The 14678-nt window shown below is 34.6% G+C and carries 15 protein-coding genes; 6 read left to right on the top strand and 9 right to left on the bottom strand.

Translation table 11 applies throughout. The annotated features are described in order from the left end of the window. Positions 1-2: 2 nt before the first annotated feature. Both HJ01_RS02895 and HJ01_RS02890 read right to left on the bottom strand, forming a co-directional pair. Positions 3-1640: a S41 family peptidase gene (locus HJ01_RS02895; RefSeq protein ID WP_007136783.1), complete on the bottom strand. Its 1638-nt coding sequence runs from the start codon at positions 1638-1640 to the stop codon at positions 3-5. 94 nt (positions 1641-1734) lie between these two features. Next, the gene (locus HJ01_RS02890) at positions 1735-2148 is read right to left on the bottom strand and encodes a ribonuclease P protein component (RefSeq protein ID WP_007136782.1); all 414 of its coding nucleotides are present in this window, start codon (positions 2146-2148) and stop codon (positions 1735-1737) included. 125 nt (positions 2149-2273) lie between these two features. Here HJ01_RS02890 and HJ01_RS02885 point away from each other — a divergent pair, with 125 nt between their 5' ends. From HJ01_RS02885 to HJ01_RS02875, 3 genes are all read left to right on the top strand, one after another. After that, a complete protein-coding gene (locus HJ01_RS02885) occupies positions 2274-3008 on the top strand; it encodes a lysophospholipid acyltransferase family protein (RefSeq protein WP_040473635.1) in 735 nt (244 codons plus the stop codon). A gap of 10 nt (positions 3009-3018) precedes the next feature. Next, positions 3019-4005, top strand: a complete 987-nt coding sequence (locus tag HJ01_RS02880; protein WP_007136780.1) for an acyl-ACP desaturase — start codon at positions 3019-3021, stop codon at positions 4003-4005. A 93-nt stretch (positions 4006-4098) separates the two neighbouring features. Further along, positions 4099-4752 (top strand): HD domain-containing protein, encoded by a 654-nt coding sequence (locus tag HJ01_RS02875; protein ID WP_007136779.1) that lies wholly within the window; start codon positions 4099-4101, stop codon positions 4750-4752. A 37-nt stretch (positions 4753-4789) separates the two neighbouring features. Here the strand turns inward: HJ01_RS02875 and HJ01_RS02870 are convergent, their stop codons facing one another. The 7 genes from HJ01_RS02870 to HJ01_RS02840 form a co-directional block, all read right to left on the bottom strand. Next, positions 4790-5191, bottom strand: coding sequence for a hypothetical protein (locus HJ01_RS02870; protein WP_007136778.1), 402 nt, complete (start codon positions 5189-5191; stop codon positions 4790-4792). A gap of 202 nt (positions 5192-5393) precedes the next feature. Continuing rightward, on the bottom strand, positions 5394-6176 hold the full coding sequence (locus HJ01_RS02865) for an enoyl-CoA hydratase/isomerase family protein (protein ID WP_007136777.1): 783 nt from the start codon (positions 6174-6176) through the stop codon (positions 5394-5396). 9 nt (positions 6177-6185) lie between these two features. Beyond that, positions 6186-7601, bottom strand: coding sequence for a sensor histidine kinase (locus tag HJ01_RS02860; protein ID WP_081478697.1), 1416 nt, complete (start codon positions 7599-7601; stop codon positions 6186-6188). Positions 7602-7660: 59 nt separating this feature from the next. After that, the gene (locus HJ01_RS02855) at positions 7661-8215 is read right to left on the bottom strand and encodes a CopD family protein (RefSeq protein ID WP_007136775.1); all 555 of its coding nucleotides are present in this window, start codon (positions 8213-8215) and stop codon (positions 7661-7663) included. Then, positions 8202-9557 carry an MATE family efflux transporter gene (locus HJ01_RS02850; protein WP_007136774.1) on the bottom strand — a complete coding sequence of 452 codons (1356 nt, stop codon included), beginning with the start codon at positions 9555-9557 and terminating at the stop codon, positions 8202-8204. The genes HJ01_RS02855 and HJ01_RS02850 overlap by 14 nt, the downstream gene beginning before the upstream one ends. Continuing rightward, a complete protein-coding gene (gene hemH, locus HJ01_RS02845) occupies positions 9558-10589 on the bottom strand; it encodes a ferrochelatase (protein ID WP_007136773.1) in 1032 nt (343 codons plus the stop codon). Positions 10590-10688: 99 nt separating this feature from the next. Beyond that, a complete protein-coding gene (locus HJ01_RS02840; protein ID WP_007136772.1) occupies positions 10689-11561 on the bottom strand; it encodes an AraC family transcriptional regulator in 873 nt (290 codons plus the stop codon). Positions 11562-11789: 228 nt separating this feature from the next. Here HJ01_RS02840 and hemA point away from each other — a divergent pair, with 228 nt between their 5' ends. From hemA to HJ01_RS02825, 3 genes are read left to right on the top strand one after another with little or no spacing between them, the layout of a single operon-like run. Next, a complete protein-coding gene (gene hemA / locus HJ01_RS02835) occupies positions 11790-13046 on the top strand; it encodes a glutamyl-tRNA reductase (RefSeq protein WP_007136771.1) in 1257 nt (418 codons plus the stop codon). Continuing rightward, entirely contained in the window at positions 13046-13972 is a 927-nt protein-coding gene (gene hemC, locus HJ01_RS02830) for a hydroxymethylbilane synthase (RefSeq protein WP_007136770.1), read from the top strand. Before hemA ends, hemC begins: the two co-directional genes overlap by 1 nt. Next, on the top strand, positions 13972-14676 hold the full coding sequence (locus HJ01_RS02825) for a uroporphyrinogen-III synthase (protein WP_007136769.1): 705 nt from the start codon (positions 13972-13974) through the stop codon (positions 14674-14676). Before hemC ends, HJ01_RS02825 begins: the two co-directional genes overlap by 1 nt. Positions 14677-14678 lie beyond the last annotated feature (2 nt).

The raw sequence follows: 14678 nt of genomic DNA, 5'->3' as shown, positions 1-14678 counted from the left end.
GATTACAACTTCAATATGGTTTTATATTCCGTAGGATTATTTAAAAGAGTGACGGATTTCTGAATTTCTGAATTGTTTTTAGTGTAATATTGATACAAACCCTCCTGATATTGGTATCGTTTGATAATTTCATCAATAATTAAAATTTTGATTTCCTCTTGATTTTTATCTAATAGTGTTTCCTCGCTTTTTTGTAATGCCGCTAGTAATTGTTGGTATTCTGAAGTAATGGTGGCATCTATTTTTTCCTTTTTGGCTACAGCCAAAGTGTTTTTTAGTGCTAATTCTGTTTCCGTGTCAAAAGAGATATTTTGGGTTTTTAAATACTGTTTGAATTTTTGGTAATCAGTGTTTGATAAGCTTGGAATTTGATTACCCAAATTTGGATTTTTAAAATAGTAGTCGGTAGCGTAATTAAATATGCCATCATTTTTCACGAGAGCCGAGGCAATAGGGCTCATCTTTGTCTCATCAAGCTGTACGTCTGGCAAAATACCACCTCCATCATAAACAGTTCTGCCTTTGCGGGTTTTGAATGTATTGTAGTTTTTTTCCTCTGTTCTGATGGCCAAGCCGTTTTTGTCTTTATGTGCGTAATCTAAGGCTTGGATACACCTTCCTGATGGCGTGTAATACCTGGAGATGGTTACTTTTAGTTGTGTGTTGTAAGTCAAGTCAATCGGTTTTTGCACTAAGCCTTTCCCGAAGCTTCTGCTACCCACAATAACAGCCCGATCTAGATCCTGCAAGGCTCCTGAGACAATCTCTGATGCCGAAGCGCTTTTACCGTTAATTAGTATTACCAATGGTATTTGAGTGTCAACCGGATCAAAACTGGTCTTGTAGGTGTTGTTGTGTTTTTCAATTTTAGATTTTGTGGTTACGATAACCTCATTTTTTGGCACAAAGAGATTGCATATGTTTACGGCTTCATTCAGCAATCCTCCTGGGTTCCCTCTTAAATCTAAAATGATTCTTTCGGCACCTTGTCTTTTAAGTTCTTCTAATGCTTCCTTGGTTTCTAATGCTGCTTTCACATTGAAACGTGACAAAACGATATAGCCCGTTGTGGCATCTATTTTTGAGAAAAAAGGAACTGATTTTATGGCAACCTCAGTGAGTATAATTTCAGCGGTATTTATTTTGCTTTGGCGTATATATTTCAGTACTATTTTAGTGTTTTTGGCCCCTTTCATTAGTAGAGAAGCATCGTCTTTAAAGTCGGCCAATAGAACATCACCAATTTGGATAATTTCATCACCAGCTTTAAAGCCAGCTTTATCTGCAGGAAAATCCTTGTAAACTTCCCGGATTATTAATTTATCTGCCTTTCGGGTAATTAAAGCCCCTATTCCGGTGTACTCTCCCGTATTGTTTATTTTAAAGTTTAAAACATCTTGTTCATTGAAGTAAACAGTATAGGGATCTAGGCTACTCAACATGCTGGTAATGGCCTTGTCCATTAGTTCTCCAGGATTTGTTTCGTCAACATAGTTAGTATTCAATTCCTTGAAAAGAGTCGTAAAAATTTCTATTTGTTTGGCGATTTCAAAAAAGTCGTTTTTGAAACTAGCGCCTACAAACAAAAGCAAGGAAGCAATAATGGGGATGATATATTTCTTTTTGAGAAAGGTTGTCATAATATTTTATATTAAGAGCTACTAAATTAAGAATAAATCAGCAATAATGGGAACAGTGTAAAATAAATCTAAATTTTGTATCTTTAATAAGAAGCTACTCAGTTACCTGAATGGTAGTCGCATCTGTTTCGTCTTTTTTTACATTTTGTGCAATGAATTTCTCAAACAATTGAATTGTTTTGGTATTAATTTCATCGTAGGACAAGCGGTCCTTAGTTTGATAAAACAACATAAGGGCACAAGGGCTATCTAGATTATCGATAAGTATATGTTTGTTCAGACGGTAAGTTTCGCGAAGAATACGTTTAAAATAATTGCGGTCGACTGCTTTTTTAAAGTTCTTTTTGGAAACAGAAACTCCCATTTTTATTTTTTGACCGTCACTTAACGCAGCAGAATGGTATACCAATCGCAAAGGATATTTAGATACTGATTTGCCATCAGTAAATAATAATCCGATGGTGATTTTACTTTTCAGTTTTTCTTTTTTGGGATAAGTGAAGTTCATTTTTACGGCTAAAAGGCAAAGATTTTAGTCAGCAAAGGTACAATTAAACCCCAAACCTATTATTGTTTGGGATTTAAATAGCGGTAAAAATATATTTCTTACTTTTGGTGTCTAATTTTTTAAGCATGGAAAAACTGATTTCGTATCCCATATCTGTAGTGTATTATTTATGTTTTGGTCTTACGTTGGTCATTTTCCATCCTATTCAGTGGATTTGTTTTAATGTTTTTGGATATAATGCTCATAAAGTAAGCGTTGACTACCTCAATTTTTTTTTAGTGAAATGCACGAATCTTATAGGGACCACCTATAAATTTCAGAATATAGACAACATACCAAAAGATGCTCCGATAATATTTGTGTCTAATCATCAAAGTATGTACGATATTATTGCAATGATTTGGTTTTTGCGCAAGTTTCATTGTAAATTTGTAAGTAAAAAAGAGCTCGGAAAAGGAATCCCAAGTGTTTCTTTTAATTTGCGTCATGGTGGTTCAGCATTGATCGATAGAAAAGACCCTAAGCAAGCAATCCCAGAGATTAAAAAACTGGCAGAATACATCGAAAAAAATAATCGTTCGGCAGTTATTTTCCCGGAAGGAACCAGAAGCAAAACAGGCAAGCCAAAAGAATTTGCACAAAGTGGATTAAAAATATTATGTAAGTATGCTCCTTCAGCGTATGTAGTTCCAATAAGCATAAATAATTCATGGAAAGTGGTTAAACATGGATTTTTTCCACTAGGTTTGGGAAATCGCCTTACCTTTGTAATTCATAAGCCATTAGCGGTTAGCGAATTTGATTTTGCTGAGTTAATGGAGAAGACGGAAAGTGAAGTAGTAAAAGGAATTAAATTTTAATTTAAATAAAATGTCAATAAAAAATATTCGATTAGAGGTTATGCAGTTTTTGGAAAAAGACGTTGATAACTATGTTGATCAGTTTTTAATACCAGTTGAAAAAATTTGGCAACCAACAGATTTTTTACCCAACTCAGAGAGTGATACTTTTTTTGATGAGGTTAAGGAATTACGCGAAATTGCAAAAGATTTACCATATGATTTTTGGGTAACTTTAGTGGGTGATACTATCACTGAAGAAGCTTTACCTACTTATGAATCTTGGTTGATGGATGTTGACGGAGTTGATAACGTGGGAAGAAACGGATGGTCTAAATGGATCAGACAATGGACTGGAGAGGAAAATCGTCACGGTGATTTGTTGAACAAGTACTTGTATTTATCAGGTCGTGTGAACATGCGTGAAATTGAAATGACTACTCAGCATCTTATTAACGATGGATTTGACATTGGTACAGGAAGAGACCCTTATAAAAACTTTGTATATACTAGTTTTCAAGAGCTAGCCACTTATGTTTCTCACAATAGAGTAGCTCAAATGGCTAAGAAATACGGGGATAACAAATTGTCTAAAATGTGTAAGATGATTGCAGGTGATGAAATGCGTCATCATCATGCGTATAGTGAGTTTGTAAATAGAATTTTTCAGGTTGATCCTAGCGAAATGATGATTGCTTTTCAATACATGATGAAACAAAAAATCGTTATGCCAGCTCATTTCTTGAGAGAGTCGGGTCAAAAGATAAGTAGCGCATTCGAACAGTTTTCTGATTCTGCGCAACGAATTGGTGTATACACAGCAGCTGACTACATTGATATCATGCAAAAACTAATGGACAAGTGGGAAATTGATAAAATTACTGGCTTGACTGACGAAGCTGAAAAAGCAAGAGATTATCTGATGAAATTACCAGCAAGAATGGCTAGAATTTCAGAAAGAATGACAATTCCTCAAGAATCTCATATTTTCAAATGGGTAGAACCAGCTAGAATGTAGTTAAAAAGGACTATATAAATAGTAAACAATAACAAAAGTTGGTTTTTGAAGTTTAAAAACTTCGAAGACCAACTTTTTTTTAAATATAAAAAGATGAACAACGCAGACATAATTAGTAAAACAATCACTTTCGTTAAGGAGACATTAGAGAATGCAGAAGGCGGGCATGACTGGTTTCATATCGAAAGAGTCTATAAAAATGCGATGCTGATAGCACAAAATGAAGTTTGTGATGTAACGGTTGTAAAATTAGGAGCTTTACTTCATGATATAGCCGACAGTAAATTTCATGATGGTGACGAGGCTATCGGACCAAAAACTGCCAGAATTTTTTTGGAATCAGAAAGTGTAGATCAAGAAATAATCAACCATGTAGTAAAAATTATTCAAAACATTTCCTATAAGGGAGGTAATTTCGAAAAAACATTTACTTCAATAGAGTTGGATATAGTGCAAGATGCGGATCGTTTAGACGCGATAGGAGCAATAGGAATCGCAAGAACATTCAACTATGGCGGATTTAAGAATAGAGCGCTCTACGATCCTAAAATCGCCCCGAACACTAATATGACTAAGGAAGAATATAAAAATAATGAGGCGCCCACGCTGAATCATTTTTATGAAAAGTTACTGCTGCTAAAAGATAAAATGAATACCGAATCAGGAAAACAAATTGCAAAGGAAAGACACCACTATATGGAAGGTTTTTTATCTCAGTTTTATGCGGAATGGGAAGGAGAGAAGTAATAGGTGTGTTTCTTTCGAAATCCATTGTCAATAGGAGCTAAATAATACCTTTTGCCTTCATTTCAATTATAACATCTGAGGCATGTTTAAAAGTGGGAGCTTGCTCTATAATGCTTGCTACCCTTTTTTTATTCAGTTTAAAAGTGATGTCATTTTCTGTTGTAAACAATAAGGCTGTCAAAAATGGATTATTCAAATACGGTGTCAAAACTAAAAAAGCTTCATCAATCGTATGGAAACTCTCAATTTCCTCTGTCTTATACTTAGCACTAAGGGAAAGGCTGAAAACATCGTTCGCCAATAATACAGGACGTACATAGATGTTTTTCAATTCAGTATCACCAATTGTTTTGGCCAAAGTCAATTTAGCATAAGTACCATTTGCGATACTTTCTTTTACTTTTTCCCAAAATTGAACGAATACAGGTTGAAAAGACATAATCATAATTTTTATTAGTTGAATATTTCCGGATATGGTTTGCAAAATTAGCTTTTGTAAGTCAAAATAGCGGCTTAATAAGGAAAAAATTTGCTGAATGGATAGGCAAGTAGGTTTGTTTAAAAAAAAATAACTGCCTATTCTAGGATTTTATAATCATAAAATAGGCAGTTAAAAGTATTTTTAAGGAAAATTAAAATGTTTATTCGCCAGTAAAAACGGCTTTCCTTTTTTCTAGAAAAGCTGTTGTTCCTTCTTTAAAATCTTCTGTACCGAAGCATTTTCCAAAGGATTTTATTTCAGTCTCAAAACCGTTTTCGCCATCTTTATAATTAGCATTAATCGATTTTATAGCGCTGCTTATAGCCAAAGGGGAGTTTCTCATGATTTTTTGGGCAATTCCGTTGCAGTAATCTAACAGTTCCGCTTGTGGAATAACATTGTTCACTAATCCCATTCTATACGCATCCTCGGCTGTTACCATTCCGGCTGTCAATATCATTTCCATAGCGCGGCCTTTACCAATTAGTTGCGGCAAACGTTGTGTTCCACCATAACCTGGAATAACGCCTAAAGACACTTCTGGTAAGCCCATTTTGGCATTGTCAGAGGCGATTCTGAAATGACAAGCCATTGCTAATTCTAGTCCGCCACCAAGTGCAAAACCATTAACGGCTGCAATTACTGGTATTTTTAGATTTTCGACAAAATTAAACAAGATGTCTTGTCCTTGTGCGGCTAATTGTACGCCTTCTTCAACTGAAAATTCAGAAAATTCAGCAATATCTGCTCCAGCCACAAATGCTTTTTCGCCACTACCGGTTAAAATAACCACGCGAGTTTCATAATTTTTTTCTAATTCCTGAAAAGCTTTATGCAATTCTTCGATAGTCTCTTTATTTAATGCGTTAAGTTTCGTAGGGCGGTTTATAGTTATGGTTGCAATACTGTTTTCTTTTGTGATTAAGATGTTTTTGTAGCTCATAGTGATGATTTAGGAGTTAATTATAGGAAGTGAAACTGTAAATTGAGTTCCCTTTCCATATTCTGTTTCAAAGGTAATTGTTCCTTTATAATTTTCGATGATGTTTTTAATAATACCCAAACCCAGACCCATTCCGCTGTTTTTGGTGGTAAATTTAAATTCGAATATACGATTTATATCTTCGGGCTTGATTCCCGTTCCATTGTCGGCAACGCTAATTAACACATTATTTAATTCTTTTTTTACGTTTACGAAAACATTTTTGTCAACTTGCTGTTCCGGGATGGATTGAATGGCATTTTTGACTAAATTGGTAATGATTCGAATCAGTTGTGTTCGGTCTATTTTCGATATAATTTCTGTAGCGTCACTTTCAAAGGTAATAAACTCCTCGTTGAAAATGTCCAAAGCTAATTCAACTACCTCCACGACGTTTAGGGTTTCATTTTGTTGTGCAGGCATAGAGGCAAAATTTGAAAATGCAGATGCAACAGAATTCATAGTGTCTATTTGTTGAATCAATGTTTCCGAATAATCGTTCATTTTTTGCTTTATTTCCGGATCATTTGGATCAAATTTTCTTTGAAAACTCTGCACAGTGAGGCGCATTGGAGTTAATGGATTTTTAATTTCATGGGCCACTTGCTTTGCCATTTCGCGCCAAGCCTCTTCTCTTTCGCTTTGTGCTAGTTTTACGGCACTGATTTCAAGCTCATCCACCATTCGGTTATAGGCGCTGATCAATAAGTTTATTTCCTTACTGCTAGCCTCTAAAACAATCTTTTTGTTTTTTTGCTTCAAACTAGTTTCGTTTAAGCGATCAGAAATCGTCTTCAATGACTTCGTGATATAAGTGGCAAGGAAATAAGCTAATGCAAAAGCCACAATTAGCATAAAGGAATAAACCTGTCCTAAACGAATTAAGAAACTGTTTAGTTCTTTGTCGTAGAAACCGTCATCTTCCAAGTATGGCAGGTTCAAAACACCCAAAGGTTTGAATTTGTCGTCTTTAATTTGGGTAAAGGAGGATCGGTTTTTTACCCCATTTACGGTTTTGATATCTACATATCGTTTTTCGATTGAGGAACGAACGAGTTTTAAAATATATTTTGGAATGGGAGGTGAAACTTTATCAACAGAAAATGATTCTTTGGAAGACTTTAATAATTTCCCGTCCAATCCGTAAATGTTAATTTCAATGTTGTGAATGTGTGCCAGTTCATGAATTTTATCCTTGAAAATCAAATCTAGATTTTCAGTTGTCAGCGGATATGTTGTTGTTGAAAGCACGTAATTAATATGTTCCCGTACCGCATTTTCCTTGCGTTCTAGTCGTTCTTGATGGTACTCTTTGGCTTCATTTTTAAATTGAATAATAGAAATGGAAGCGAGTAGGACAGAGGCTACAATGATCAAGACGATCATCGAAAGGAAAATCCGAATTCGTAATGATAACATCGATATTTTAAAGCCTTTTAGCATAATTAGGATTGATTTTTTTCTCGAATTTTTTTGTAAAATTTAAATCCAAGCATAATCAAAACGGAAAAACTAATAATTCCGACAACACCATAAATCCAATTAAATGCATTTTTCAGTACTACTAAAAAAACTACGGAGAAAAGGATTATGGTAGCTCCTTCATTCCAAAGGCGCATAAAGTTGGTCGTATGTTTTATTTCGTTGTTTTGCAATTGTTTGAATATTTGATGGCATTTGCCATGATACAAATACAACACAAATACAAAGCCAAGTTTTACATGCATCCAAGGCATTTTTAACCAGGCTGCTCCCAGATCCGTAAAAAACAGCATCCAAAAGGCAAATATACTCGCTAAAACAGCAGAAGGCCATGTGATAATATACCACAAGCGGTACGTCATTATTTTATATTGTTTTTGTAAAATTTCTTTTTCTGGCGAGGACTTTTGTGCCGCTTCAATTTGATAAACAAATAATCGTACAATGTAAAATAAACCTGCAAACCAAGTGATAACAAAGATGAGGTGTAATGATTTGAGGTAGTTATAGTATTCCATCGTTATGTTTTGTCAATTTTATGTTCATTTCTTTTTTTAGAAAATACCCAGTAATTATTGTTGATAAAATATCGGCTATTGGAAAAGAAACCCATACTCCAAAAATACCGAAAAAATTCGGGAGAATAAGTACTAAGGGAATTAAGAAGAATCCTTGTTTACTCAGGGTAAGAAATAATGCTTTTTTAGCTTTTCCCGCTGCCTGAAAATAGGCTGCGCCAATTAGTTGGATTGCGATTATGGGAGAAGCAGCAAAAACCCATCTAAGGGCATTTGGAGTTTCGGCAATTACTTTTGAGTCTGTGGTGAAAACAGCCACGATTGGTTGTGCAAAAGCGAGTATAAATACAAATATTATAGCTGCCAAAAGCGCTGCATATTTAATGGATACTTCTACGGTTTCTTTTACTCTTTCATAATTTCCAGCGCCATAATTGTAACCAGCAATTGGAATAAAACCTTGGGTAATTCCAAGTACAGGAAACAAAGCAAACATTAACATTCGGCTTATAATTCCATATACCGCTATCGAATGTTCACCTCCATACGTATATAAAGTATGATTAAGGATAATGGCTAGAATACTCACAACACCTTGTCTTGAAAAGGTAACAAAACTCAGGTTTGTAATCTCTTTTATAATTGGAAAGTTAAATTTAAAATGGCTTGTTTTTAACTTAAGTTCACTTTTATACATGAAGAACCATAAGACGAAAAGAAAGCACATAAAATAGGAAATAGAAGTAGCTAAAGCTGCTCCAAACATTCCTAAGTTCATTAATTTTATAAAAACGATATCGAGTATGATGTTGACAAAAGCGGGAATAATCATTGCAAACATCGCAAATTTAGCTTTTCCTTCAGCCCGTATAATGTTATTTCCCATCATGCAAAGCGCTAAGAAAGGAACGGATAAGAGTATGGGGAAAAAGAATTCCGTTGCGGGTTTTACAATTGCTCCTTTGGCGCCAAAAAGCAACAACATGTCAGCACTAAAAAACATACCAAGAAGCACAAATACAGATGCCATAAGAAAGGTCATCATAATTTGATTGGCAAAAGTCAACAAAGCTTTTTCTTTGTTATTAGCGCCTAATGCTCTGGAAAGAACTGATCCACCACCTACCCCAATTGCCATTCCTAAAGAGGAAATAAAGAAAGTGATGGGTAAAACAACAGTCACCGCAGCAATCGCTAGCGATCCAATCCATTGCCCAACAAATATGGTGTCAATTAATATATTGACAGACATAAATAAAATCCCTACAGATGCGGGTACCGCCTGCTTGAGCAAAAGTTTCTTGATGTCCTGAGTTCCTAATTCTTCGGCGCTTACAGCCATTTAATAGTTTAAATTTTTAGACATTGCCCAATTATTGATCCATTTACTAACGGTTTTACACCAGTCATCTCCATCATTTAAACAAGGAATTGCTAAGAATTCTTCTCCACCATGTACTTTAAATTCATGGTTGGCTTCCATTGCAATTTCTTCTAGTGTTTCTAAGCAATCAGATACAAAAGCAGGGGTTACAACGGCTAGTTTTTTTATTCCTTTTTCAGGCATTTTATTTACTTCAACGTCAGTATAGGGAGTCAACCATTTATCTCCTGCTAATCGTGATTGAAATGTTTGACTGTATTTTCCTTCTGGAATTCCAAGTAATTTTACGACTTGTTTTGTAGTTTCATAACATTGATGACGGTAACAAAATTCGTGCGCTGGCGAAGGCGTGTTGCAACAAGAACCATCTATTTTGCAATGTGATTTGGTTATGTCTGTCTTACGAATGTGACGCTCTGGAATCCCGTGATACGAGAATAGCAAATGGTCATAATCGTAACCTTGTAAATGTCCTTTAATTGAATCGGCCAGATTTTGCAAGTAATCGGGTTTGTTATAAAATGCAGGGACAGATGTAAATTTCATTTCAGGAAAATGTTTCTTACGTAATTCCTCAGCAAGTACTAAGATGGTAGTGGTACTAGCCATCGCATGTTGAGGGTACAATGGGAAAAGCAGCACTTCAGTAACTCCTTTATCACGAAGTTCTTGTAATCCAGATAATATTGAAGGGTTTCCGTAACGCATCGCTAAAGCAACGGGTATTTCCACTTGCTGTTTTACTTTGGCAAACATCCTTTTGGAAATCACCACTAATGGAGAACCTTCGTCCCACCAAATTTTTGCGTAAGCTGCAGCTGACTTTTTTGGTCTTGTTTGCAAAATAATTCCACGAACAAGTAATGCTCTCAATAAAAATGGAACGTCAATTACATATTTGTCCATTAAAAATTCATCTAAATACGGTTTTACGTCTTTGGGAGTTGGACTTTCAGGAGAACCTAAATTTACTAATAATACACCTTTCATTTTATCTTTTTTTGTTTCGTAAAAGTAATTAAAGTTACTTTTTATAAATTGGGATTAACTATTTTTTATTTATTGTTTAATATATAAAATCAATCTTAACTAAGTGTTTGGATTGATGGACATCAAATATTTTTTTGGAGTTGTTGCGAATTTCTTTTTAAAAGCGGCTATAAAATGACTCCCAGTGCTGTAGCCAATTTTTAAACCTACCTCGTTTACATTATAAGATCCGCTATCGAGCAGCTTTCGTGCATAATCCATCTTATAATCAAATAAAAAACCATAAACAGTATCACCGTAAATTTGTTTGAAACCCATTTTTAGTTTCTTCAGATTCAAACCTATTTCATCAGCTAATTCTTGTAAACCTGGAGGTTCGGACATATTAGCAATAATGATTTCTTTGGCTTTTCTAATTTTTAAAACATTATCCTCATCAATCAAAAACGGACATTGTTCCGCATTTGGGTCTTCTGTTCTGTTAAAATACAAACTTAATAGCTCGTAGCCTTTTCCTTTGTAATATAGGTTTTTTATTGAAGGGTGCAAGCTGTAGTGAAACAACTGACTAAGAACAATTGCCATAGATGGGCTAATCTTTCCTTCATTGTAGTATTTCTTGTCTTTATTGTCTCCGCTTAAAAAAGTGATGTAGTCCGCTTCTGAAGAAAACAACGCATGAAATTTTTTGATGGAAATAATTACTGATATTACCCAAGAATTAGGAGCCAACTCTAAATTTAGAGGCAACTCTTTTTGGGGATTATATAAAAGCAAGGATTTTTCTTCTTTTAATTCCAAGGCATAATTCCCTTGATTGAAGATGAATTTTGCGCTTCCTTTTAGACCAAAGTGAAATTGAATCAATCCACTGCTGACTTCACGTTGTGCATTAAATGATTCAGTGCCGTCATTTTGAAAGCGAATCAATGTAAAATCATCTTCTATTTTTATAATTTCTTGTGAACCCATAGCGATATTTTTTTTGTAATAACATGATAGTTATAAGTGCTGTTTATTTAGAACGACTCTAAACTAACAACCTAAGATTACCTGATTTCAGTGCAAAAATAACGTTTTTTGCCAATAAAGAGAACTTTAGAAATAAAAAATCATTCAGCGACACAAATAGTACTTACAGCGTTACTTTTATAAAGACTATAGTGATAATTTTGTTCGACTTTCTGGAAAAGTATTTATATGGAAAATAATAACCTTTTAAAACATTACTATTTTTATTCTGTTGGACTAAGCTATAAAAAAGCGGATGCCGTAATGAGAGGTAAATTTAGCTTGGATGTTTTAGCAAAAACCCGTTTGCTGGAGCAAGCAAAAACCGAAGGAATCGAGAGTTTAATTGTTACCTCTACTTGTAACAGAACAGAGATTTACGGATTTGCCGAACACCCTTTTCAATTGATAAAGTTGATTTGTGAAAACAGTAAGGGGAGTGTTGAAGAATTTCAAAAAGTAGGCTTTGTCTATAAAAACCAAGAAGCTATTAGTCATATGTTCCGTGTAGGAACTGGTTTAGATAGTCAGATCCTGGGCGATTTTGAAATTATATCTCAAATTAGATCCAGCTTTACACAATCAAAAGCGATGGGATTGGCTAACAATTTCATGGAACGATTGGTTAACGCAGTGATCCAAGCTAGTAAAAAGATAAAAAACGATACGGAGATTAGTTCTGGAGCTACTTCTGTTTCATTTGCAGCGGTGCAATATATTATCAAGAATGTTGAAGATATAGGAAATAAGAATATTTTGTTGTTTGGAACTGGTAAAATAGGGAGGAATACTTGTGAGAATTTGGTTAAACATACTAAAAACGAACACATCACCTTAATCAATAGAACCAAAGATAAGGCCGAGAGATTAGCAGGTAAGTTAAATTTAATTGTAAAAGATTATTCAGAATTGCATCTGGAACTTCAAAAAGCAGATGTGGTGGTGGTGGCTACCGGTGCTCAAAACCCAACAGTTGACAAAGCCATATTAAATCTTAAAAAACCATTATTAATTTTGGACTTGTCTATTCCTAAAAATGTGAATGAAGATGTTGAAGCATTAGACGGGGTTACTTTAATTCACATGGATTATCTGTCGCAACTTACGGATGAAACTTTGGAAAATAGAAAAAATCATATTCCAGCGGCGGAAGCTATTATCGAAGAAATAAAGGAAGAGTTTAATGTTTGGACTAAAGGTCGGAAATTTGCTCCTACTATTCATGCTTTAAAAGAAAAACTGAACGCCATCAAAACATCGGAATTGAATTTTCAAAGTAAAAAAATTGTCGATTTCAATGAAGAACAAGCAGAAATTATTAGCAGTAGAATCATTCAAAAAATAACAACACACTTTGCCAATCACTTAAAAGATGACAACACCATGGTGGACGAAAGCATTGAGTGGATCGAAAAAGTATTCAAAATTGGCGCTATAGCAAAATAATGGCAGAAAAAACAATAAAAATAGGGACGCGCGATAGCGAACTAGCACTTTGGCAAGCCCATACAGTAGAAAAAAAGCTAAATGATTTAGGATACAAAACAGAAATCATAGCCGTAAAGTCAACAGGAGATATTATTCTCGATAAGCCTCTTTACGAGCTCGGAATCACAGGGATTTTTACTAAAACACTCGATGTTGCTATGATTAATGGCGATGTTGATATTGCGGTGCATTCCATGAAAGACGTTCCTACGGTATTACCCATAGGGATTGTACAAGCCGCTGTTTTGGAAAGAGCCAGTACATTAGATATTTTAGTTCACAAAGGCAATCTTGATTTTCTGAATGAATCAGGAACTATTGCTTCAGGTAGTTTGCGCCGTCAGGCACAATGGCTTAATAAATATCCTTCACATAAAGTAGTTGATTTGCGTGGAAATGTAAATTTACGCATGAAAAAACTCAATGAAGGCGATTGGAATGGGGCTGTATTTGCAGCCGCAGGATTAGAGCGTATTAATTTGAAACCAGAGAATTTCATCAATTTAGATTGGATGATTCCGGCTCCCGCTCAAGGAGCAATGGTGGTAGTTGCCATGCAAAACGATGCTTTTACACGAGATGCTTTATCACAGTTAAATGATATTGAGACTGAAATTGTAACCTATATAGAACGTCAGTTTCTTAAAACTCTTGAAGGAGGCTGTACAGCGCCAATCGGAGCTTTAGCAATTTATAATGATGATGAAGATACCATTCATTTTCAAGGAGTTTTATTTTCGCTTGACGGAAAAGAAAAGATTGAAATCGACAAAATTGTTCCCATCGAAGAGTGGAAGAAGCTAGGATTTTATTCGGCTCAGGAAGTCTTGAATAATGGTGGAGCAAAATTGATGACAGAAATTAAAAATAATTTAAAGAAATAATGAGTCAAACGAGCATTTTATCCACCAAAACATTGTCGGAAGAACAAAGACAAGTATTTCTTGATGCTAATTTTGATCTTTTAGAGCAAGACTTCATCGAAATTAAAAATAACCTTTTTGAACTGAATTCAATCAATAACAACTTGATTTTTAGTAGCCAAAATGCTGTTTTAAGTTTGATCGAACAAAGCGGTTGGGAAGTTCTAAAGGCGAAACCTGTATTTTGTGTGGGGATTAAAACTAAAGAATTACTAGAAGCAAATGGTTTCACTGTGGATGTCTATTTAGACTACGCATCTGAATTAGCTGAAATAATCACTTTAATTTACAACAAAGAAAGCTATACTTTTTTAAGCGGAAATTTGCGCAAAGAGACTTTGCCAGAAGCATTAAAAAATGCAGGAATAACTTTTAATGAAATAGAGGTCTACGAAACCAAGTTAGCGCCTTTCAAAATATCAGAGCAGGAAAATTTTGATGGAATTCTATTTTTTAGTCCATCTGCCGTTGAAAGTTATTTGACAAATAATAAAATCAAGAACGAAGTTTGTTTTTGCGTAGGAAATACTACCGCAAAATCATTAGAATTAAATAAAGTTAAAAATATTGTAATTGCCGAAATACCAACAATTGAAGATGTAATTGTTGAAGTTATAGCATATTATAATACAGAAGAAAGCACTGAGCCATTAGATAAAATATAAAA

This window comes from Flavobacterium frigoris PS1, assembly GCF_000252125.1.
In the GTDB taxonomy this organism is placed as follows: Bacteria; Bacteroidota; Bacteroidia; order Flavobacteriales; family Flavobacteriaceae; genus Flavobacterium; species Flavobacterium frigoris_A.
This window is presented reverse-complemented; position numbering and strand designations above follow the sequence as displayed.

Coding starts and splice junctions, on each gene's coding strand:
- HJ01_RS02895 (WP_007136783.1), bottom strand. CDS start 1,640: ATGACAACCTTTCTCAAAAAGAAATATATCATCCCCATTATTGCTTCC.
- HJ01_RS02890 (WP_007136782.1), bottom strand. CDS start 2,148: ATGAACTTCACTTATCCCAAAAAAGAAAAACTGAAAAGTAAAATCACC.
- HJ01_RS02885 (WP_040473635.1), top strand. CDS start 2,274: ATGGAAAAACTGATTTCGTATCCCATATCTGTAGTGTATTATTTATGT.
- HJ01_RS02880 (WP_007136780.1), top strand. CDS start 3,019: ATGTCAATAAAAAATATTCGATTAGAGGTTATGCAGTTTTTGGAAAAA.
- HJ01_RS02875 (WP_007136779.1), top strand. CDS start 4,099: ATGAACAACGCAGACATAATTAGTAAAACAATCACTTTCGTTAAGGAG.
- HJ01_RS02870 (WP_007136778.1), bottom strand. CDS start 5,191: ATGTCTTTTCAACCTGTATTCGTTCAATTTTGGGAAAAAGTAAAAGAA.
- HJ01_RS02865 (WP_007136777.1), bottom strand. CDS start 6,176: ATGAGCTACAAAAACATCTTAATCACAAAAGAAAACAGTATTGCAACC.
- HJ01_RS02860 (WP_081478697.1), bottom strand. CDS start 7,601: ATGATCGTCTTGATCATTGTAGCCTCTGTCCTACTCGCTTCCATTTCT.
- HJ01_RS02855 (WP_007136775.1), bottom strand. CDS start 8,215: ATGGAATACTATAACTACCTCAAATCATTACACCTCATCTTTGTTATC.
- HJ01_RS02850 (WP_007136774.1), bottom strand. CDS start 9,557: ATGGCTGTAAGCGCCGAAGAATTAGGAACTCAGGACATCAAGAAACTT.
- hemH (WP_007136773.1), bottom strand. CDS start 10,589: ATGAAAGGTGTATTATTAGTAAATTTAGGTTCTCCTGAAAGTCCAACT.
- HJ01_RS02840 (WP_007136772.1), bottom strand. CDS start 11,561: ATGGGTTCACAAGAAATTATAAAAATAGAAGATGATTTTACATTGATT.
- hemA (WP_007136771.1), top strand. CDS start 11,790: ATGGAAAATAATAACCTTTTAAAACATTACTATTTTTATTCTGTTGGA.
- hemC (WP_007136770.1), top strand. CDS start 13,046: ATGGCAGAAAAAACAATAAAAATAGGGACGCGCGATAGCGAACTAGCA.
- HJ01_RS02825 (WP_007136769.1), top strand. CDS start 13,972: ATGAGTCAAACGAGCATTTTATCCACCAAAACATTGTCGGAAGAACAA.